This is a genomic window from [Bacteroides] pectinophilus, from assembly GCA_025146925.1.
In the GTDB taxonomy this organism is placed as follows: Bacteria; Bacillota; Clostridia; order Lachnospirales; family Lachnospiraceae; genus Bacteroides_F; species Bacteroides_F pectinophilus.
The window spans coordinates 1,066,923-1,086,657 of record CP102260.1 but is presented as its reverse complement, the minus strand read 5'-3'; the positions used below and the strand labels follow the sequence as shown (position 1 = coordinate 1,086,657).

The window sequence follows — 19,735 nt, the reverse complement described above, 5'->3', positions numbered from 1 at the left end:
CTGTCAGATTGAAACTCTCGCCTTATCCATCTTGGTAATTGAATCATCAAGATTTGCAAGCGTATCCTTAATATGCCTGTTAACTTCTGATGAACGGGCACTCAGATTGCGTACCTCACCGGCAACAACAGCAAATCCTCTTCCTGCCTCACCTGCTCTGGCAGCTTCGATTGAAGCATTCAGTGAAAGAATATTCTGTCTGTTCTCAATACCATCTAGATCTTTTGAATAGTCCTCAACCTGTCTTATAAGCTTCATTGAATTGCCAAGCTCATCATTCATTGTATTAATAAGATTCTCATTCTTTTTCTTTGAATATTCAAAGTTAACGAGCATATTGACAACTCTGCCAAGCAGCTCAGATGCTGCTCTTATGCTCTCTTCCGATCTGATAGGCACCTTGCGTAATGCTTCTATATACTTATCAGGATCTATTCCTAATTCCACAGCCATACTTCGGAACTTATCTTCATCCGGAGTACCCGGAAGCACCTGACCTCCTATAATCTTTCCCATAAACTGTCCGTCGACAATTATATCATGAGAAAAATCCATCAGTCCTGCATGGCAATAATATGTTCCGCTGCATTCGTTATCACACTTTACACATCTTCTGCATCCTTCTTTGGAGCCTCTCGTATACTTGATACAAAAGTCCGTAAAGCCGATTTCTCCTGATATGTACTTTCCCTCATTATCAACGGCTACCGTTGCAAGCCCTGTTGCTTTCGACCATGAACGCATAATCTCATCAAGCATCTTCAAATCAAAGAAATCACCTATATGCATATTATCATCCTCCCAGATATCGCATCATGCGTTAGATACGAATCTTTATTTTTTGCTTATTATAACTCTTTTATCATTATTAGTCTACAGATTAGATGTCAATCATTACAAAATCATAACTATTTTTTTACTTGACTTGGCGGCCTAAAAAGTGTATTATCTTAGTGTTGCATATATCGAAGCGTGGCTCAGTTTGGTAGAGCGCTGCGTTCGGGACGCAGAGGTCGCGTGTTCGAATCACGTCGCTTCGATTATATTTATACTTTATAAAAGGGATGGATTATACGAACAATGTATAATTCATCCCTTTTATGTATTCTTTATATTCCACTTATGACAACATTTTTGCCATTCTTTTTACCGCTGTACATCATCTCATCAGCCCTGATTATGGTCTGGTCGATTGTCTCTCCCTTTTTATATTCAGTAATACCGATTGTCACAGTAAAATCCACTATCTTACCGAATATCTCAAGAGGATTCTGCTCTATCGTCCTTCTTATATTATCTGCTATTATATATCCATCATGCATCTGTGCACTGTCCACAAGAAATACAAACTCCTCGCCTCCCCATCTGCACACATGGTCGTCCGGCTTGATACATTCACGTATTGTTCTGGCTGTCCTTGCTATTACCTCGTCACCAACATCATGTCCGTATGAATCATTGACATTCTTAAAATCATCTATGTCACACATTGCAATACAGAAGTTTCTTCCTGAAACACTACATATATCAAGAAACGGCTGTATTCCGCGTCTGTTAAACAATCCGGTAAGTGTATCCAGTTTAGCCATTCTTCCAAGCTGTTCATTAACCTTAATGATTTCATCGTGGCTTCTGTTAAGCTCCTTTAGGAATATAACCGAAAATCCTATAAGTGCAGTGAACACACAAAATGCGTTAAATGTGTACATACCCTCATGTATGACACTTTCCATTCCCACATATACCGGCGATATATCATCAGCCGAGTACACCTTACAGCTTATAAAAATGACAAAATCCAAAATACTCAGAAGCAATGGCTGCTTAATGTTATACTTATCCCCCGATATAAAATACTGCATATAAAATCCCACCGGAACAAGTGCTATCATATATAATGCGAATCCTGAATCCCATCCCAGAAATACTGTTGCAAGGAATGAATGCAGGATTATTTCAAAATATGCCGCTATGAAGACTGCATTATAATACTCTTTGTTAATAAAACAGATTGCAATGAGATAACATAATATACTGAATATATTATAAACAATCATAGGTTTCACGCCCATGTGTATCATCTCCGCAAGTATAACACAGTGCACTATCGTAAGAAGGACTGCTATAAACTTCAATAATTTTTTCGTAAACAACTCCATACCCCTTTTCAAATCACTCATTAGTCTAATATACCATATATTATTGCCTTATAACACTTATACAATTTACCATATTTGTAGGAGTTTCGAAATGCAGTCATAGTACTAATGTACTGTTATTTATCTAAAAAAAGACCATATTACTCATTACGAATAATATGGTCTTATATTATATATCTTATATAATCAGATCTTGGCAATATCAACTATTGAGAGGTCATTGCTGTTGAATGCATGCTCAAGACTCGATACAAGTGCATGTGCCGTATCAAGGCTTGTAAGTACATTAACGCCTGTCTCAATTGCAATACGTCTGATGAGGAAGCCATCCCTTGCTCTCTCAATTCCGTTAGAAGGAGTATCAATTACAAGGTCTATCTTATGCTCATAAAGGAGGTCAAGAAGTGTTGGTGACTCCTGGTCAATCTTATTAACCTTGATAGCCTTTATTCCGTTGTCATTAAAGAACTTAGCTGTTCCTCTTGAAGCATAAATCTTGTATCCAAGAGCGTCAAAGCGTTTAGCAATATCAAGTGACTCTTCCTTATCCTTATCAGCAATAGTCATAATAATCTGCTTGTGCTTTGGAAGGTTGACTCCTGCACCCTGGAACGCTTTATAAAGTGCTTCATTGAAGTCCTTGGATATACCAAGGCACTCACCTGTAGACTTCATCTCAGGGCCAAGTGTTGTATCAGCTCCACGTATCTTCTCAAATGAGAATACAGGCATCTTAATTGCATAATAATCTGACTTTTTCTGAAGTCCCGGTGTATAACCAAGCTCCTTAATCTTACTTCCCGTGATAACCTTAGTAGCAAGCTTAACAATCGGAATTCCTGTTACCTTGCTGATATAAGGAACTGTACGGCTTGATCGTGGGTTAACCTCGATAACATATACCTGATCATTATAATCGATAAACTGTATATTGATTAGCCCCTTTACATGAAGTGCTCTTGCAAGTCTTCCTGTGTAATCCTCAATCATATCGATAATCTTAGGAGAAAGAGACTTGGCAGGATATACAGAGATACTGTCTCCTGAATGGATACCTGCACGTTCAATATGCTCCATGATACCCGGAATAAGAATATCATCACCGTCGCATACAGCATCGACTTCGATTTCCTTACCCATAAGATACTTATCTACAAGAATAGGATGATCCTGCTTGATTCTGTTGATAATATTCATGAACTCGATAACATCTGTATCTGATACCGCAATCTGCATGCCCTGACCGCCAAGGACATATGAAGGTCTTACAAGCACCGGATATCCAAGTTCATTAGCAGCCTTCAGAGCCTCATCCACAGTATAAACTGTATGTCCCTTAGCTCTTGGAATCTGTGTTTTCTCAAGTATCTCATCAAAGAGTTCTCTATCCTCTGCAGCATCGACATCCTCTGCCTTTGTACCGAGAATAGGTACACCCATCTTCATAAGTGCTTCCGTAAGCTTGATTGCTGTCTGTCCACCAAACTGTACTACTGCTCCGTCCGGCTTCTCCAGTCTTACAACATTCTCAACATCCTCTGCCGTAAGTGGTTCAAAATAGAGCTTATCAGCAATATCAAAGTCCGTACTTACTGTCTCAGGGTTATTGTTGATGATTATTGTCTCGTATCCTTCTCTCTTGAACGCCCATGTACAGTGAACTGAGCAGAAGTCGAACTCGATACCCTGTCCGATTCTGATAGGACCCGAACCAAGTACAAGAACTTTCTTAAGAGGTGTTGTCTCTATAACTTCATTCTCACTTCCATAGCATGAATAGTAGTACGGTGTTGTAGCAGCAAACTCTGCGGCACATGTATCAACCATCTTAAACGCTGCATGTATGCCATACTCATCACGGAGAGCCTTAACCTCTTCCTCCGTTCTGCCTGTAAGCTGTCCGATAACATTATCAGGGAACTCAATGCGCTTAGCTTCCGCAAGAAGTTCCTTAGTAAGAGGCTGCTCCTTAAGAGTCTTCTCCATCTCTACTATAATTGCAAGCTTATCTATGAACCAGAGATCAATCTTAGTTATATCATGAAGTGTCTCCTGAGGCATATTACGTCTGAGTGCCTCGGCAATCTTCCAGATTCTTCTGTCATCTACAACATTAAGCTCTTCAAGAAGCTCATCATCAGTAAGCTTTGTAAAGTCATATGACATAAGACTGTCAACATGCTGTTCAAGTGAACGGATGGCCTTCATCAGTGCTCCCTCAAAGCTCTGGTTTATGCTCATAACTTCACCTGTAGCCTTCATCTGTGTTGTAAGAGTTCTCTTAGCTGTAATGAACTTATCAAACGGAAGTCTAGGTATCTTAACTACACAGTAGTCAAGTGCAGGCTCAAAGCTTGCATATGTCTTGCCTGTGATTGCATTCTTAATCTCATCAAGTGTATATCCGAGCGCAATCTTAGCTGCAACCTTGGCAATAGGATAACCTGTAGCCTTAGATGCAAGTGCTGAAGAACGGCTTACTCGTGGATTAACCTCGATTACACAGTACTCAAAGCTCGTAGGATGAAGTGCAAACTGTACATTACATCCACCTGTAATCTTGAGTTCGCTGATAATATTAAGGGCAGATGTTCTGAGCATCTGGTATTCCTTATCTGAAAGTGTCTGCGACGGAGCTACTACGATACTGTCACCTGTATGAACGCCTACAGGATCAAGATTCTCCATATTACATACCGTAATGCAGTTACCGTTGCTGTCACGCATTACTTCGTATTCAATCTCTTTCCAGCCAGCGATGCAACGCTCTACAAGAACCTGTCCCACTCTTGAAAGACGGAGTCCGTTCTCAAGAATCTCTTCAAGTTCTTCACGGCAATGTGCGATACCACCGCCGCTGCCGCCAAGTGTATATGCCGGACGAAGAACTACAGGATAGCCAATCTTCTCCGCAAATACAACACCGTCTTCAACATTCTCGACAACTAACGATGCCGCAACAGGCTCATGAATCTTCTCCATCGTCTCCTTGAACATAAGACGATCCTCTGCCTTCTTTATTGTAAGTGCTGTTGTACCGATAAGCCTTACATTATGCTCCTTAAGGAATCCCGCTTCGTCAAGCTCCATTGCAAGATTAAGTCCGGCCTGACCTCCAAGTGTAGGAAGCACGCTGTCCGGCTTTTCCTTAAGAATAATCTGCTCTACTGACTTAGTTGTCAGCGGCTCAATATATACTTCATCAGCTATATCCTTATCTGTCATGATAGTTGCAGGATTAGAGTTGACAAGTACTACCTCAATACCTTCCTCCTTAAGAGAACGGCAAGCCTGTGTACCTGCGTAGTCAAACTCTGCAGCCTGACCGATTACTATAGGACCTGATCCGATAACCAATACTTTTTTAATGTCTGGATTCTTTGGCATTTTTTCCTCCCATTCAAAGCTTAATGCTTATAATGCTTACTATTATACTAATGTATACAAATGTTTATATTACTTAGCCATCATTCCAATGAAGCGGTCAAAAAGATATGCAGTATCAAGCGGACCTGCACATGCTTCCGGATGGAACTGGACTGTGAATATGTTCTTGCCTATATACTCCAGACCTTCGTTAGTTCCGTCGTTAACATTGACAAATGCCGGCTTGGCAATATCTTTGTCAAGTGTTGACTCATCGACAACGTATCCATGGTTCTGTGTTGATATATATACTCTTCCTGTCTTCATGTCCTTAACAGGATGATTAGCTCCTCTGTGTCCATACTTAAGCTTGTGTGTATCAGCTCCAGTTGCAAGTGCCATAAGCTGATGTCCGAGACATATTGCAAATATAGGTACATTGCTTGCATAAAGCTTCTTAAGTTCTTCAATTATCTCCACACATTCCTTAGGATCTCCGGGACCGTTGGAAAGCATAATTCCGTCAGGGTTAGATGCAAGTACCTCCTCAGCCGGCGTAAGTGCAGGATATACAGTAACATCGCATCCACGCTTATGAAGCGAATTGGCAATGTTATCCTTGGCACCGAAATCCATAAGTGCAACTCTGTAACCTGTATTAGGCATATGTACAGGTTCCTTGCATGTTACCTTCTTCACAACTCCTGTAACCTTATATTCCTTAAGCTTAGGCAGAACCTCATCAAGGTTATAATTCTCATTAGTTGTAATCATTCCATTCATAGTTCCCTTTTCACGAAGAATCTTCGTAAGAGCTCTTGTATCAATCCCTGCTATACCCGGAACATCCTGCTCCTTAAGGAAATCCTGTATTGTATCATCACTACGGAAATTACTTGGCGTTCTAGATAATTCCCTCACAATAAAGCCGTCAGGCCATGCCTTGGAAGATTCCATATCCTCATGACATATTCCATAGTTACCGATAAGTGGATATGTCATTGTTACAGCCTGTCCTGCATACGAAGGATCTGTAAGCACCTCCAGATATCCCGTCATAGACGTATTGAAGACTATCTCGCTGATTACTTCTCTGGTTGAACCTATGCTCGTACCTTGAAATACCGTTCCATCTTCAAGTATTAAAAATGCTTTCATGAACGCCACCTTTTCCTTTCATTATTCAATAACGATTCTTTTATCATGATGCATAAAAATACATCATTATGCGCTGAATAGTTATATTTTTTCATATTTGCGCAAAAAAAAAGAGAAGCACATAGTTTTTCTCTTTTTTTAATTTAATAAATTCTATCATATTACAGTATCATTTTCAAGAGCTTTGTTCATCTTTTTCCTGCTTAATTCTCTCATTAAGCATTCTGGCTTTTTCCTTAACCTTAGCTGATACAGATCTTGAACTTATTATCTCATATATGAACTTCTGGGCATTGTCGTAATCTTTGTTCTGCCTTGCAAGATCAGCCATAAGATAGCTGAATGTATACTGATCCATGCCACATATCGGCATTGATTCCTTAGCGAGAGCTATCTTAAAGCCCTCATATGCCTTAGTTATAAATGACTTTTCATTATCGTCACATTCTTTTTTCTTCTTCGCATAATCCGCATCCGACTCAGAAAGTGTACTTTTCCATCCTCTGTAAAGCCAGCCAAGCTTAAGACATACATAAGCTCTCTCACTTATCTTCATCTTACGGATAACACAGCAGAGAAGTGCAAGCTTGTACCTCTGGATTGCTTCTTCATATGTATATGCGCCTATTGAATTGGTCATTCCCTTGAAGTTATATCCTATCTGGTCGCGTATTTCCTTTGCCTGCTTCGCCGTAACATTGGTAAATACTCTCTCAAGCGAAGCATATCCACAATGCAGACAGACTACCGCATCATACTTAACAGTATCAACGCCTTCATGAAGTGGACGCAGATCTGAATCCGTGCCGAGGAAACGTGCTTTTCCGGCCCTTACCTTCTTAGTCTTGAACGAACGTCCGCACACAGGACATTCCATATTTTTATCAAATATGTAATCAGCTTCGTTAAATACCTTTTCCTTTTTCTCTATAGGAGACTGTACGCCCGGCCTGACGGCAGCCTCCTGTTCATCTTCCTTGAATATATCTTCACTCTGCGGCTTCTTAATTCCAAGTCCCGCAAGATCACCAAACAAATCGTCCATTAATATTGTCCCCGCTTTCATAATTATACATTAATATCAGTTAAGCTTGAATGAACTCTTAAGTGATACAATTCTGTTAAATACGAGATGTTCCTTAGATGAATCCTTTGAATCAACGCAGAAATATCCCGTACGTACAAACTGGAACTTATCCTCAGGCTTAGCATCTGCAAGTTCAGGCTCGACAACACATTTGTTAAGAACAGTAAGTGAGTTAGGATTAATGTTCATTGACCCATCTTCCTCGTTGTATACGCCCTTCTCCTCATCAATAAGGTTCTCATACAGTCTTACTTCAGCATTGACAGCTGTAGGAGCATTAACCCAGTGAATTGTTCCCTTAACCTTACGCTCAGGGTAATTGCCACCCTTTGTTGCAGGATCATATGTGCAGTGAATAAGCGTAACATTGCCATCTGCGTCCTTCTCACATCCGGTACATGTAAGATAGTACGCATTCATAAAGCGTACTTCATTCCCCGGAAACAGTCTGAAATACTTCTTAGGCGGTTCTTCCATAAAGTCTTCAGCATCAATATAAAGCTCTCTTGAGAATGGAACCTTTCTTGAGCCAAGTTCGGGATTCTCCTGATTATTAGGTACATCAAAATATTCCGTCTGATTCTCCGGATAATTATCTATAACAATTTTAATAGGATTAAGGACTGCCATCATTCTCTTTGACTTAAGCTTAAGGTCTTCCCTTATGCAGTACTCAAGCATAGGATACTCAACAGAGCCCTGACTCTTCGTAACACCCACAAGATCAACGAACATCTTAATTGATTCAGGTGTAAAGCCTCTTCTTCTTAAAGCACTTAATGATACAAGACGTGGGTCATCCCATCCGTCAACTACTCCGTCCTCAACAAGCTTCTTGATATATCTCTTGCCAGTAACCACATTGGTAAGATAAAGCTTGGCGAATTCTATCTGCTTAGGATTACCTTCAGGTGATGTCTTATATCCCGTCTCTATTACGACCCAGTCATAGAGAGGTCTGTGATCTTCAAACTCAAGTGTACATATTGAATGGGTGATTCCCTCTACTGCATCTTCTATAGGATGAGCAAAATCATACATAGGATAGATGCACCACTTATCTCCTGTTCTGTGATGTGTCATATGTGCAACTCTGTATATAACAGGATCTCTCATATTGATATTAGGTGAAGCCATGTCAATCTTAGCTCTGAGGACCTTCTCGCCATCTGCATACCTGCCTTCCTTCATCTCCTCAAACAGCTTGAGATTCTCTTCTACAGAACGGTTTCTGTATGGACTCTCCTTACCTGCTTCCGTAAGAGTTCCTCTGTACTGTCTTATCTCTTCTGCCGAAAGGTCATCAACATATGCCTTACCCTTCTTAATAAGCCCTACAGCTGCCTCATACATCTGAGGAAAATAGTCTGATGCAAAAAGAATATCTCCGTTCCACTTTGCTCCAAGCCACTCAACATCCTTCTTAATAGACTCAACAAACTCTTCCTTCTCCTTGGTAGGGTTAGTATCGTCAAATCTCATATTGAATGTTCCGCCATATTCAGCAGCAAGTCCATAATTAAGAAGTATTGACTTGGCATGTCCGATATGAAGGTAGCCATTAGGTTCCGGCGGGAATCTCGTCCTGACTGTCTCGCAGTGTCCTTCCGCAATATCTTTTTCAATAATCTGCTCTATAAAATTCTTTGAACCTGTCTCGTTCTCCATAACGCCCTCCGTCTGTTTGTACTTATGCATGCTTGAATTATACTATATTAAAATCTTCATTACAACTCAATATTTCTCTTACCTGCACACTCACGCACAAGTTCTTCTATCTCATCTACTATCTTAGGAACCGATATTGCACTGAACTCATCCTCATCTATCGTTACATCTGCATACCGCTGATAAAGTCTGGTTCTGTCCTCAAATATCTCCTGCATTGTCTCCTTGCCGTTCGTTACTACCCCTCTTCCCTTCAGGTCTGTAACCCGGTTGTCAAGTTCAGAATTATTAACCTTAAGATATACAAATATAGAGCTTTTCTTAAGATGCATCATCGACTCTTCTGAATAAACGGCACTTCCTCCTGTTGCAATGACCGTTCTGTCCACATCAAGCGACTTATTCACATCATTCTCTATCTTCAAAAAGCCTTCCTCACCAAACTCATCAATCAGCTCACACAGAAGCTTTTTATGCTTCTCCTGAATTACAATATCAGAATCTATAAATGTATATCCGAGATGTTTTGCAAGCACAACTCCTATAGTACTCTTACCGCTTCCCGGCATGCCTATCAGTACAATATTCATTATTTCATTCTCCATATGCACCAAATCCCATGTACCATACAATATAATGGCACATGGAATCCGTTTTCATTCTATAACTCACAAAATGATTCTATTGTCTCCCATATCTGTTCCAGTCCATGCTTGGTCTGGGCAGAAAATGGTATCAGGATATCCTCTTTTTCAAGATTAAGTCCTTCCCTTACAATCTTCACACTTTTTGCCACCTGACTACGCTTAAGCTTATCCAGTTTGGTAGCGATAATAACCGGTCTGTACCCATTATGTACAATCCAGTCATACATAAGCTTGTCATTGGCAGATGGTGCATGTCTTATATCTATAAGCAGGAATACCTGCTTAAGCTGCTGCGATTTCTGCAGGTAGCGTTCAATCATCCTGCCCCATTTGGCCTTAACTTCCTCACTTGCATTGGCATATCCGTACCCCGGCAGGTCAACAAGATGCATTACATCATTAATGTTGTAAAAATTGATTGTCTGTGTCTTGCCCGGCTGTGATGATGTTCTGGCAAGTGATTTGCGATTCATAAGTGCATTAATAAGTGATGACTTACCCACATTAGACTTTCCTGCAAACGCTACCTCAGGAAGCGTTGTCTGCGGCATGCTGCTCGTCACACCCATAACTATGTCAAGACTGACATTCCTGATTACCATTAATTTTTCTCCTCAAATGCATTTTTAATTACCTGTTCAAATTCGGACACATATACTATATCCATTCCTCCGGTTATCTCATCACTCAGCTCTGCAATATCTGCCTTGTTTCTGGCGGGCACAAGAACTGTCTTAACACCTGCTGTCTTTGCAGCAAGGAGCTTCTCTTTCAGTCCGCCTACAGCAAGGACATATCCCATAAGTGTAATCTCTCCGGTCATGGCAAGATTTTTTCTGACTTTTTTTCCTGTTACAGCTGATAAAAGTGCCGTTGCCATTGTGATTCCTGCAGATGGTCCATCCTTCGGGACTGCTCCTTCCGGTATATGAAGATGGAAATCGGTATTTTCAAAATATTCGCTGTCGATATTATATTTTGTTCCGGCCACTGCCCTGACATGACTCATTGCAATCTTTGCTGATTCCTGCATTATATCACCCATCTGTCCCGTAAGCACAAGATTACCTTTGCCGGGCATTGTTATGACTTCAATTGTAAGAGTATCTCCGCCTACACTCGTCCACGCAAGTCCTCTTACCGTTCCAACCCGTCTGCCCTCATATGAATCTTCCGGGAGATACTTTTTCTTGCCCAGATAATGCTCTATATTGCGTTCGCTGACCTTAACAGGCCTAAACTTAATATCACGATTATCTGCTGCGTCCGGATTATCAGCAAGGAACTCTGTAACCGCTTTACGGCATATATGCGCTATATTACGTTCAAGTCCGCGCACGCCCGCCTCTTTTACGTAGCTGTCCATTATTGTAAGCAGCGCCTTATCAGTAAACTTTATTGAGCTCTTCTTAAGTCCTGCCTTCTTAAGCTGCTTAGGTACAAGGTAATCTTTGGCTATGTGAAGCTTTTCATTGGAGGTATAGCTGTTTATCTCAATAATTTCCATTCTGTCAAGCAGAGGTCTTTGCATCTCACTCACATCATTGGCAGTTGCGATAAAAAGCACTTTTGAGAGATCTACGGGAAGTTCAATATAATGATCCCTGAAATTACGGTTCTGTTCTCTGTCAAGCACTTCAAGAAGCGCGGATGACGTATCTGATCTGTAATCATTGCTCACCTTGTCAATCTCATCAAGAAGCATAAGCGGATTGCCTGTTCCGGCATTGCGGAGTCCTTCAATAATTCTTCCCGGCATCGCACCGACATATGTCTTACGGTGTCCTCTTATCTCAGCCTCATCTCTTACGCCCCCGAGACATATTCTCACATATTCTCTGTTAAGCGCACGTGCCACTGACTTTGCAATTGATGTCTTACCCGTTCCCGGAGGACCTACAAGGCAGATTATCGGACTTTCAGCCCCATTTGTAAATGCTTTTAATGCAAGGAATTCAAGGATTCTCTCTTTAACTTTTTCGAGTCCGTAATGGTCTTCGTTAAGTATCTTCTCCGCCCTTGCAATATCATTATTGTCATCTGAACATCTGTCCCACGGAAGATTAAGGACTGTCTCTATATATCCGCGGCTTACATTAGCCTCAGATGATCCCGATGCAAGCGTCTTATAACGGCGTATCTCTTTGTTAATACGTTCCTTAACCTCATCAGATGCCTGAAGCTTCTCAACTGCCGCATAATATTCATCTATCTCGCTTCCGGCATCTTCACCGTCAAGCTCCTCATGCAGGACCTTAAGCTGTTCCCTCATGACATAATCACGCTGATTTTTTTCAACCCTCTGTGAAACCTTCTGTGAAATATCATCCTTGATTCTTAATATCTCTGTCTCTTCCGCAAGTATTCTCTCCTCTTCCTCAAACCTTGCCTGAAGAGGAGTTATCTCCAGAAGCTTCTGCCTGTCGGTGTAATCCATCGGAAAATCCGACATAAACTTATTAACCAGCTTTTTTATATCGTTAATTTCGAGAAGCTGTTTTATTGCATCACGGTTAATCCCTGTATTGGCAGCTGCATAGAGTTTTAAGAGCTCATGAAGATTCCTGCACATCGCTTTTTCGACAAGCTTTGGCGGTACTGTATCATCTTCCTCTATGACATCAGCACGTGCATACAGTATGTCTCCTCTCTCCATAAGTTCGCCTATTTTTGCGCGCTGTTCGCCCTCAGCCGCAACTCTTATTATAGAATTAGGAAGCTTTATCACCTGCTTTACAGCTGCAATTGTCCCTATATCATACATGTCCTTAAGGCGTGGTTCAGACACAAGCATATCCCTCTGTGCAACAACAAATATCTTCTGTTCCTCTTCCGGATTGCTCATCACTTCTTCAATCGCACGTACTGATTTTCTTCTGCTTACATCAAAATTAATTACCATTCCCGGCACTACGTTTATTCCGCGTAATGCTATGAACGGCAGATTGTAACTTTTCTTTTTCATGTTAATGTAATTCCTGCCGTATAAATTATGCTGTCGGTTTTACTGTTTCATCACGGTAAGTAAGTACAGGCTCTGCCTTACCTTCAACTGCATCTTCTGTTATTGTGCACTTTGCTACGTTATCATCTGATGGAATCGTATACATTGTATCCATCATAACTTCTTCTATTATTGAACGTAGACCTCTCGCGCCTGTCTTTCTTTCAAAGCTCTTCTTGGCTATTGCTTCTACTGCCTGCGGAGTAAATTCAAGATCTACCTCATCCATCTCAAACAGCTTCTTATACTGCTTTACAAGTGCATTCTTAGGCTCTGTAAGTATTCTCACAAGTGCTTTTTCATCAAGTGAATCAAGTGCTACAACAACCGGTACACGTCCTACGAATTCAGGAATAAGACCAAACTTAACAAGATCCTGCGGTGTTACCTTATGGAAAAGCTCACCTATATCCTCGTTGGATCTGTCACCAATCTCAGCATTGAATCCAATTGACTTCTGATTCATTCTTCCTTCTATTATCTTCTCAAGTCCGTCAAATGCGCCACCGCACATAAAAAGGATATTCGTTGTATCTATAGGAATGAGTTCCTGCTGAGGATGCTTTCTGCCTCCCTGTGGTGGAACTGATGCGTTGGTTCCCTCTATGATCTTAAGGAGCGCCTGCTGTACACCTTCGCCCGATACATCTCTTGTTATTGAGACATTCTCTGACTTCTTGGTAATCTTATCAATCTCATCAATATATATAATGCCGTACTGTGCACGTTCTACATCGCCATCAGCTGCCTGAATAAGCTTAAGAAGAATATTCTCGACGTCTTCACCTACATAACCTGCCTCTGTAAGAGTTGTTGCATCCGCTATTGCAAATGGTACATTAAGAAGCTTTGCAAGTGTCTGTGCAAGATATGTCTTACCACATCCGGTAGGACCTATTACAAGAATATTACTCTTCTGAAGTTCTACATCGTCATCCTCAGCTTTTCTCATAATTCTCTTATAGTGGTTATATACCGCTACAGATAATACTTTTTTTGCTTCCTCCTGACCTATAACATACTCGTCAAGGAATTCCTTTATCTCCATCGGCTTAAGAAGATTAATCTCCATATCAGCCGCATTTTTGGCATCATCATCGTAATCATCGAATTCTTCATTGAGAATCTCTTCACATACACTGACACACTCATCACATATATATGTTCCGTTAGGTCCTGCAATAAGCTTCTTCACCTGATCCTGTGTCTTATTGCAAAATGAACATCTAAGTTGTCTATCCTCTCTGCCTGCCATCGGATACCTCCTAATATACAAATTGTGACAAAAAAGGACCGGTCGGCCGTGCATATAGACGCACATGCTGTCCCAGTCCTTATCTGTTTATTTATCTCTTCTCAATCACACTGTCAATAAGACCATACTCAACAGCTTCCTGGGCACTCATGTAATTATCTCTCTCTGTGTCGACAGCAATCACATCGAGTGGCTTGCCTGTGTTAGCTGCAAGGATTGTATTCAGCTTGTGTCTTGTCTTAATAATATGATCTGACACAATCTTAATGTCTGTTGCCTGTCCCTGCGCTCCGCCTGATGGCTGGTGAATCATTATCTCAGCGTTAGGAAGTGCAAGTCTCTTGCCTTTTGTACCACCCGAAAGAAGGAATGCACCCATGCTGGCTGCCATTCCGATACAGATTGTTGATACATCACACTTAACATAATTCATCGTATCGTATATTGCCATTCCTGCTGTTACAGAGCCACCCGGGCTGTTAATATAAAAATTAATATCCTTGCCCGGATCTTCCGACTCGAGGAAAAGGAGCTGTGCTACAATAAGACTTGCAGACACATCTGTCACTTCTTCTCCGAGAAATATAATTCTGTCCTTTAACAGGCGTGAATAAATATCATAAGAACGCTCACCACGACTGGTCTGCTCAATGACATAAGGTACTAAACTCATTATAAAACCTCCCTATGCTGACTGGAAGAATTAAAATTCTAATATTCTTTAATTACTTCTCAACAGCTTCTGCAACAACTAAATCAACAGCCTTCTGAACAGCGATATCTTCTCTGATCTGCTTCTGCTCATACTCGCCCATGAATTCCTTAATCTTGTCTACTTCCATTCCGTAGCTCTCAGCCATCTTGTTGAGTTCTGACTCATACTCTTCATCAGAAACTTCAATATTCTCAGCCTTGACAATAGCTTCAAGAACGAGTCTGCTCTTGATTCTCTTCTCAGCCTCAGGCTGCATGTCTGCAAAAAGCTTGTCTGCTGTAAGTCCTGTGAACTGGAAATACTGCTCTACTGAAAGACCCTGCTGCTGAAGTCTTCTGCTGAAGTCTTCTGCCATCTGACGAACCTGTGTATCAACCATAGCTGAAGGAATATCCATCTTTGCATTCTCGATAATCTTATCAATAGCTTCTGCTTCCTTCTTGTTCTTAGCTTCGTTAGCTTTTCTCTCACCGATTGTCTTCTTAAGATCTTCCTTGTACTCTGCAAGTGTATCAAAATCTGAAACATTCTGTGCGAAATCATCATCAAGGTCATCATACTGCTTTTCTTTGATTTCCTTAACTGTTACCTTGAATGTAGCCGGCTTGCCCTTAAGCTCCTCAGCATGGTAATCCTCAGGGAATGTTACATTAACCTCTGTCTCCTCACCGATATTCTTACCGATAAGCTGTTCCTCAAATGTATCAATAAATGAATGTGAACCGATTGTAAGTGGGTAATTCTCGCCCTTTCCGCCCTGGAATGGCTGTCCGTCAATGAAGCCCTCAAAATCGATAACTGTCATGTCCTTATCCTGAACAGGTCTGTCCTCAACATTAACAGTTCTTGAATTCTGCTCTCTTACCTTATCAAGTTCAGCATTAATATCATCTTCTGTTACCTCAACATCAGCCTTAGCAACCTCAACACCCTTATACTGTCCAAGCTCAACCTCAGGCTTAACAGCTACTGTTGCTGAAAAGATGAATGGCTTGCCATCTTCTAACTGAACAAGACCAATCTCCGGCTGTGATACGATCTCAAGACCGCTCTCTTCAGCAGCCTTTGCATATGCTTCAGGAATAATTGCATTAGCAGCATCCTCAAAGAATACTTCCTTGCCATAGAACTTTTCAATAATCTTACGTGGAGCCTTGCCCTTACGGAAGCCCTGAACATTAATCTTACTCTTGTTCTTGTTGTATGCCTGCTCTAATCCCTTCTCGAATTCCTCATCGCTTGATGTAATCACAAGCTTAACCATATTCTTCTCTTCGAGCTGTTCTACTGTAAAACTCATTGTTATTACTTCCTCCTTAATATATGTAAATACTACTTAAAAATGAGCGCACTACGTACACATTTGATAAGTATATCATAGTTATCAAATAAATGCCAGCAATTTTTTATTAAAAAATACATCAAAAAACGCATTAAAAAACATACGGGAATGACATGAAATCACTCCCGTATGTCCGGATATTGTCAATTATCCATTAATCCGGTCAATCCATTACGGATGACTAGTTGCCTGAAGACATCTGCTCTTCCTGTCTCTTAATCATCTTTCTTACCATCTCACCACCGACTGAACCGGCCTGGCTTGTTGTAAGATCTCCGTTGTATCCTTCCTTAAGAGGTACACCAATCTCTGATGCAACTTCCATCTTAAATCTGTCAAGAGCATCCTGTGCCTGTTTCTTTGTCTTAGAATTAGAATTTGAACTGTTCATACTGTCCACCTCCATATTAATTGCCCCTTGCGGGATTTATATTGAAGATAAACACCCCACCTCCAAGCTTTGCTTAACGGCTTCGTTGTTTATCTTGGTGTTAGTATGTTCATGCCGGATTTAATTTATTATGACAAATTATGTTAATAACTTTTTTCTAAACAGTCTTACATTCTCTCCCGCATCGCCCATCTTAAGAATTCCTGCTGATACTGCCAGACCGTCAGCGCCGCATTCAAGAGGAAGATTGCAGTTATCAACTGTTATTCCGCCTATTGCAACATCAGGTATACTTACCGCATCAAGAATCTGTTTGTAAAGCTCAGGAGTTATCGCCTTGGCATCCGGTTTGGTTGCCGTAAGATGGAACGCTCCGGTCCCAAGATAATCCGCTCCTGCGTTCTGTGCCGCAACAGCCTGCTCCACAGTCTTTGCAGTTGCGCCTATAATAAAATCCCTGCCGAGGAATTCTCTTGCCATGCCAACAGGTACATCATCCGCACCAAGATGCACTCCATCAGCCTTTGAAAGCACTGCTATATCAAGTCTGTCATTAATTATAAGCTTTGTATCTGTTTTATTTTTTGCATTATACTCATCAACGAGATGACGCATATGAAGTGCATCCTGAAGATACTTTGCCGACGTAATATTCTTTTCGCGCAGCTGTACATAATCCACACCTGCATCAAGGGCACTTCTGACACGCTCATCGCCATCATAAAGATCAGCAATCAGATATAGTATTCTGCCATGCATGATTAAGCGGCCCCCTTCCTTTACCGAGATTAAGTCCTGCCTTAATCGCACCTGTAAGATATGCCTTGGCTTTTCTTACCGCTTCCGGCATATCTGCTCCTTTGGCAAGCTCACTGGCAATTGCCGAAGACAATGTACATCCTGTTCCGTGTGTGTTAGGATTATCCACAAATTCAGCTTCAAACCACTGTGTCTGTCCACCGTGATACAAAAGATCAGCCGCCACATTAGTGCTGTCTTCTATGCAGTTAGCACCTGTATTGGCAAGATGTCCACCCTTTATAAGAACAGCGCCGTCAAAACTGCCTGCTATTATACCTGCAGCCTTAATCATGTCTGCCTTGGAAGCAATCTTCATCCCTGCAAGGCATTCTGCCTCAGGAATATTAGGTGTTATAATATCCGCAAGAGGCATAAGCACATTAATGAGTGCATCTGATGCATCATCATCAAGAAGTCTGTGTCCGCTCGTTGATACCATTACAGGATCAAGGACTATATTTTTCATTGCATTCTTTTTTATTGAAGCAGCAACACATTCCACAATCTGTGAATTTGCAAGCATGCCTATCTTAACTGCATCCGGAAAAATGTCATCACACACTGCATCTATCTGGGCACTTATCATATCACACGGAAGTGCAAGCACAGCATTAACTCCACACGTATTCTGTGCCGTTATTGCCGTTATTGCGCTCATTCCAAATGTCCCAAGCTCCGTCATAGTCTTTAAGTCTGCCTGTATGCCTGCTCCGCCGCTGCTGTCGGAACCAGCAATCGTCAACACTGTTTTCATATATTTCTCCGTTTATCACTCATCAAAAATACTTACAATCTCGCCGTCAAGGATTCTGTTCATATTTTTAACTGCACAGAAGTTGCCGCACATTGAACATGTATCTTCCTTCTCCGGCTGTGCCTCTGCACGATATCTTCTTGCCTTATCAGGATCCATGCTGAGTTTGAACTGTTCTTCCCAGTCAAGCTTCTTACGTGCAACGCCCATTGCATCATCCCAGTCTCTTGCGCCCTTAACACCTTTGGCAATATCTGCCGCATGTGCTGCTATTCTTGCTGCAATGATTCCTTCCTTAACGTCACTGAGATCAGGAAGACGAAGATGCTCTGCCGGTGTGACATAACACAGGAATGATGCTCCGCTCATCGCTGCAATTGCTCCGCCGATTGCAGAAGTAATATGATCATATCCCGGTGCTACATCCGTAACAAGAGGTCCAAGTACATAAAAAGGTGCTCCGTGGCAGAGTGTCTGCTGTATCTTCATATTAGCAGCAATCTGATCCATCGGCATATGTCCAGGTCCTTCAATCATTACCTGCACATCCTTCTCCCATGCTCTCTTAGTAAGCTCTCCGAGCGTAATAAGCTCCTCGATCTGTGAAGCATCGGTTGCATCCTTAAGGCATCCCGGACGACATGCGTCACCCAGACTTAATGTAACATCATATTCACGGCATATCTCAAGTATATCATCAAAATGTTCATAGAACGGATTCTCTTTGCCTGTCATCTCCATCCATGCAAATATTATTGAACCGCCTCTTGATACAATATTCATAAGTCTCTTGTTGCGTTTGAATTTTTTTGCTGTTTCTTTATTGATTCCGCAGTGGATTGTCATAAAATCAACTCCATCTTCGGCGTGCATACGCACAATATCAAGCCACTCCTCTGTTGTTATGTCCTTGAGTGCCTTGTGATAATATACAACCGCATCATAAATAGGAACTGTTCCTATTATTGCAGGGCATTCTTTTGTAAGCTTTGAACGGAAAGCTCTTGTATCACCATATGAGCTCAGATCCATTATAGCTTCAGCGCCCATTGAAACCGCCTCATTCACCTTCTTGACCTCTGTATCAAGATCCTTGCAGTCTCTGGATATACCAAGATTTACATTAATCTTAGTCTTAAGCATTGAACCGATTCCGTTAACGTCTATGCTCTTATGCTCTTTATTACACGGAATAATTACCTTTCCTTCCGCAACTAATGCCCTGAGCTCCTCAGGCTGCATGTTCTCTTTTCCTGCAACAGTCTCCATCTGTGGAGTTATAATCCCCTGTCTTGCTGCATCCATCTGTGTTGTGTAACTCATGTTTTCCTCCATTTCTGCGCCTTTTTATGCGCATTCTGACATACATTGCCAATATCCTCATGCTG

General features: G+C 41.4%; 15 protein-coding genes, 1 tRNA gene and 2 pseudogenes. 1 reads left to right on the top strand and 17 read right to left on the bottom strand.

The genetic code is table 11. From position 1 onward, the window contains the following. Positions 1-60: 60 nt before the first annotated feature. Positions 61-282 (bottom strand): annotated as a pseudogene (locus tag NQ488_05115) (methyl-accepting chemotaxis protein). A gap of 99 nt (positions 283-381) precedes the next feature. Continuing rightward, positions 382-744, bottom strand: a pseudogene (locus NQ488_05110) (PocR ligand-binding domain-containing protein). 222 nt (positions 745-966) lie between these two features. Between NQ488_05110 and NQ488_05105 the strand changes: the two are divergent. After that, positions 967-1,040 (top strand) — tRNA-Pro (locus NQ488_05105). Between the two features lie 69 nt (positions 1,041-1,109). Here the strand turns inward: NQ488_05105 and NQ488_05100 are convergent. From NQ488_05100 to thiC, 15 genes are all read right to left on the bottom strand, one after another. Further along, on the bottom strand, positions 1,110-2,153 hold the full coding sequence (locus NQ488_05100) for a GGDEF domain-containing protein (protein UWN96680.1): 1,044 nt from the start codon (positions 2,151-2,153) through the stop codon (positions 1,110-1,112). 192 nt (positions 2,154-2,345) lie between these two features. After that, positions 2,346-5,546 carry a carbamoyl-phosphate synthase large subunit gene (gene carB / locus NQ488_05095; protein ID UWN96679.1) on the bottom strand — a complete coding sequence of 1,067 codons (3,201 nt, stop codon included), beginning with the start codon at positions 5,544-5,546 and terminating at the stop codon, positions 2,346-2,348. A 69-nt stretch (positions 5,547-5,615) separates the two neighbouring features. Further along, positions 5,616-6,683, bottom strand: a complete 1,068-nt coding sequence (locus tag NQ488_05090; GenBank protein UWN96678.1) for a carbamoyl phosphate synthase small subunit — start codon at positions 6,681-6,683, stop codon at positions 5,616-5,618. 175 nt (positions 6,684-6,858) lie between these two features. After that, positions 6,859-7,728, bottom strand: a complete 870-nt coding sequence (locus NQ488_05085) for a DUF2225 domain-containing protein (protein UWN96677.1) — start codon at positions 7,726-7,728, stop codon at positions 6,859-6,861. 36 nt (positions 7,729-7,764) lie between these two features. Beyond that, positions 7,765-9,438: a glutamine--tRNA ligase/YqeY domain fusion protein gene (locus NQ488_05080; GenBank protein UWN96676.1), complete on the bottom strand. Its 1,674-nt coding sequence runs from the start codon at positions 9,436-9,438 to the stop codon at positions 7,765-7,767. 59 nt (positions 9,439-9,497) lie between these two features. After that, positions 9,498-10,028 (bottom strand): shikimate kinase, encoded by a 531-nt coding sequence (locus NQ488_05075; GenBank protein UWN96675.1) that lies wholly within the window; start codon positions 10,026-10,028, stop codon positions 9,498-9,500. A 71-nt stretch (positions 10,029-10,099) separates the two neighbouring features. After that, on the bottom strand, positions 10,100-10,687 hold the full coding sequence (yihA, locus tag NQ488_05070) for a ribosome biogenesis GTP-binding protein YihA/YsxC (protein UWN96674.1): 588 nt from the start codon (positions 10,685-10,687) through the stop codon (positions 10,100-10,102). After that, positions 10,687-13,050: an endopeptidase La gene (gene lon / locus NQ488_05065; protein UWN96673.1), complete on the bottom strand. Its 2,364-nt coding sequence runs from the start codon at positions 13,048-13,050 to the stop codon at positions 10,687-10,689. Before lon ends, yihA begins: the two co-directional genes overlap by 1 nt. 25 nt (positions 13,051-13,075) lie before the next feature. After that, positions 13,076-14,344 (bottom strand): ATP-dependent Clp protease ATP-binding subunit ClpX, encoded by a 1,269-nt coding sequence (gene clpX, locus NQ488_05060; protein ID UWN96672.1) that lies wholly within the window; start codon positions 14,342-14,344, stop codon positions 13,076-13,078. A gap of 91 nt (positions 14,345-14,435) precedes the next feature. Beyond that, positions 14,436-15,017 carry an ATP-dependent Clp endopeptidase proteolytic subunit ClpP gene (clpP, locus tag NQ488_05055; protein ID UWN96671.1) on the bottom strand — a complete coding sequence of 194 codons (582 nt, stop codon included), beginning with the start codon at positions 15,015-15,017 and terminating at the stop codon, positions 14,436-14,438. A 52-nt stretch (positions 15,018-15,069) separates the two neighbouring features. Then, complete coding sequence (gene tig / locus NQ488_05050; GenBank protein UWN96670.1) at positions 15,070-16,359, bottom strand: trigger factor; 1,290 nt, start codon at positions 16,357-16,359, stop codon at positions 15,070-15,072. Positions 16,360-16,582: 223 nt separating this feature from the next. Then, the gene (locus tag NQ488_05045) at positions 16,583-16,792 is read right to left on the bottom strand and encodes an alpha/beta-type small acid-soluble spore protein (protein UWN96669.1); all 210 of its coding nucleotides are present in this window, start codon (positions 16,790-16,792) and stop codon (positions 16,583-16,585) included. Between the two features lie 138 nt (positions 16,793-16,930). Then, positions 16,931-17,551 (bottom strand): thiamine phosphate synthase, encoded by a 621-nt coding sequence (gene thiE / locus NQ488_05040; GenBank protein UWN96668.1) that lies wholly within the window; start codon positions 17,549-17,551, stop codon positions 16,931-16,933. Beyond that, a complete protein-coding gene (gene thiD, locus NQ488_05035; protein ID UWN96667.1) occupies positions 17,520-18,347 on the bottom strand; it encodes a bifunctional hydroxymethylpyrimidine kinase/phosphomethylpyrimidine kinase in 828 nt (275 codons plus the stop codon). Before thiD ends, thiE begins: the two co-directional genes overlap by 32 nt. Before the next feature lie 15 nt (positions 18,348-18,362). Beyond that, positions 18,363-19,670, bottom strand: a complete 1,308-nt coding sequence (gene thiC, locus NQ488_05030) for a phosphomethylpyrimidine synthase ThiC (GenBank protein ID UWN96666.1) — start codon at positions 19,668-19,670, stop codon at positions 18,363-18,365. Positions 19,671-19,735: the final 65 nt, after the last annotated feature.

Excerpts from the sequence above, each read along its gene's own strand:
- thiD (UWN96667.1), bottom strand. The coding sequence starts at position 18,347 with ATGAAAACAGTGTTGACGATTGCTGGTTCCGACAGCAGCGGCGGAGCA.
- yihA (UWN96674.1), bottom strand. The coding sequence starts at position 10,687 with ATGGTAATCAGGAATGTCAGTCTTGACATAGTTATGGGTGTGACGAGC.
- thiE (UWN96668.1), bottom strand. The coding sequence starts at position 17,551 with ATGCATGGCAGAATACTATATCTGATTGCTGATCTTTATGATGGCGAT.
- NQ488_05080 (UWN96676.1), bottom strand. The coding sequence starts at position 9,438 with ATGGAGAACGAGACAGGTTCAAAGAATTTTATAGAGCAGATTATTGAA.
- NQ488_05075 (UWN96675.1), bottom strand. The coding sequence starts at position 10,028 with ATGAATATTGTACTGATAGGCATGCCGGGAAGCGGTAAGAGTACTATA.
- NQ488_05085 (UWN96677.1), bottom strand. The coding sequence starts at position 7,728 with ATGGACGATTTGTTTGGTGATCTTGCGGGACTTGGAATTAAGAAGCCG.
- lon (UWN96673.1), bottom strand. The coding sequence starts at position 13,050 with ATGAAAAAGAAAAGTTACAATCTGCCGTTCATAGCATTACGCGGAATA.
- NQ488_05090 (UWN96678.1), bottom strand. The coding sequence starts at position 6,683 with ATGAAAGCATTTTTAATACTTGAAGATGGAACGGTATTTCAAGGTACG.
- clpP (UWN96671.1), bottom strand. The coding sequence starts at position 15,017 with ATGAGTTTAGTACCTTATGTCATTGAGCAGACCAGTCGTGGTGAGCGT.
- clpX (UWN96672.1), bottom strand. The coding sequence starts at position 14,344 with ATGGCAGGCAGAGAGGATAGACAACTTAGATGTTCATTTTGCAATAAG.
- thiC (UWN96666.1), bottom strand. The coding sequence starts at position 19,670 with ATGAGTTACACAACACAGATGGATGCAGCAAGACAGGGGATTATAACT.
- tig (UWN96670.1), bottom strand. The coding sequence starts at position 16,359 with ATGAGTTTTACAGTAGAACAGCTCGAAGAGAAGAATATGGTTAAGCTT.
- NQ488_05045 (UWN96669.1), bottom strand. The coding sequence starts at position 16,792 with ATGAACAGTTCAAATTCTAATTCTAAGACAAAGAAACAGGCACAGGAT.
- carB (UWN96679.1), bottom strand. The coding sequence starts at position 5,546 with ATGCCAAAGAATCCAGACATTAAAAAAGTATTGGTTATCGGATCAGGT.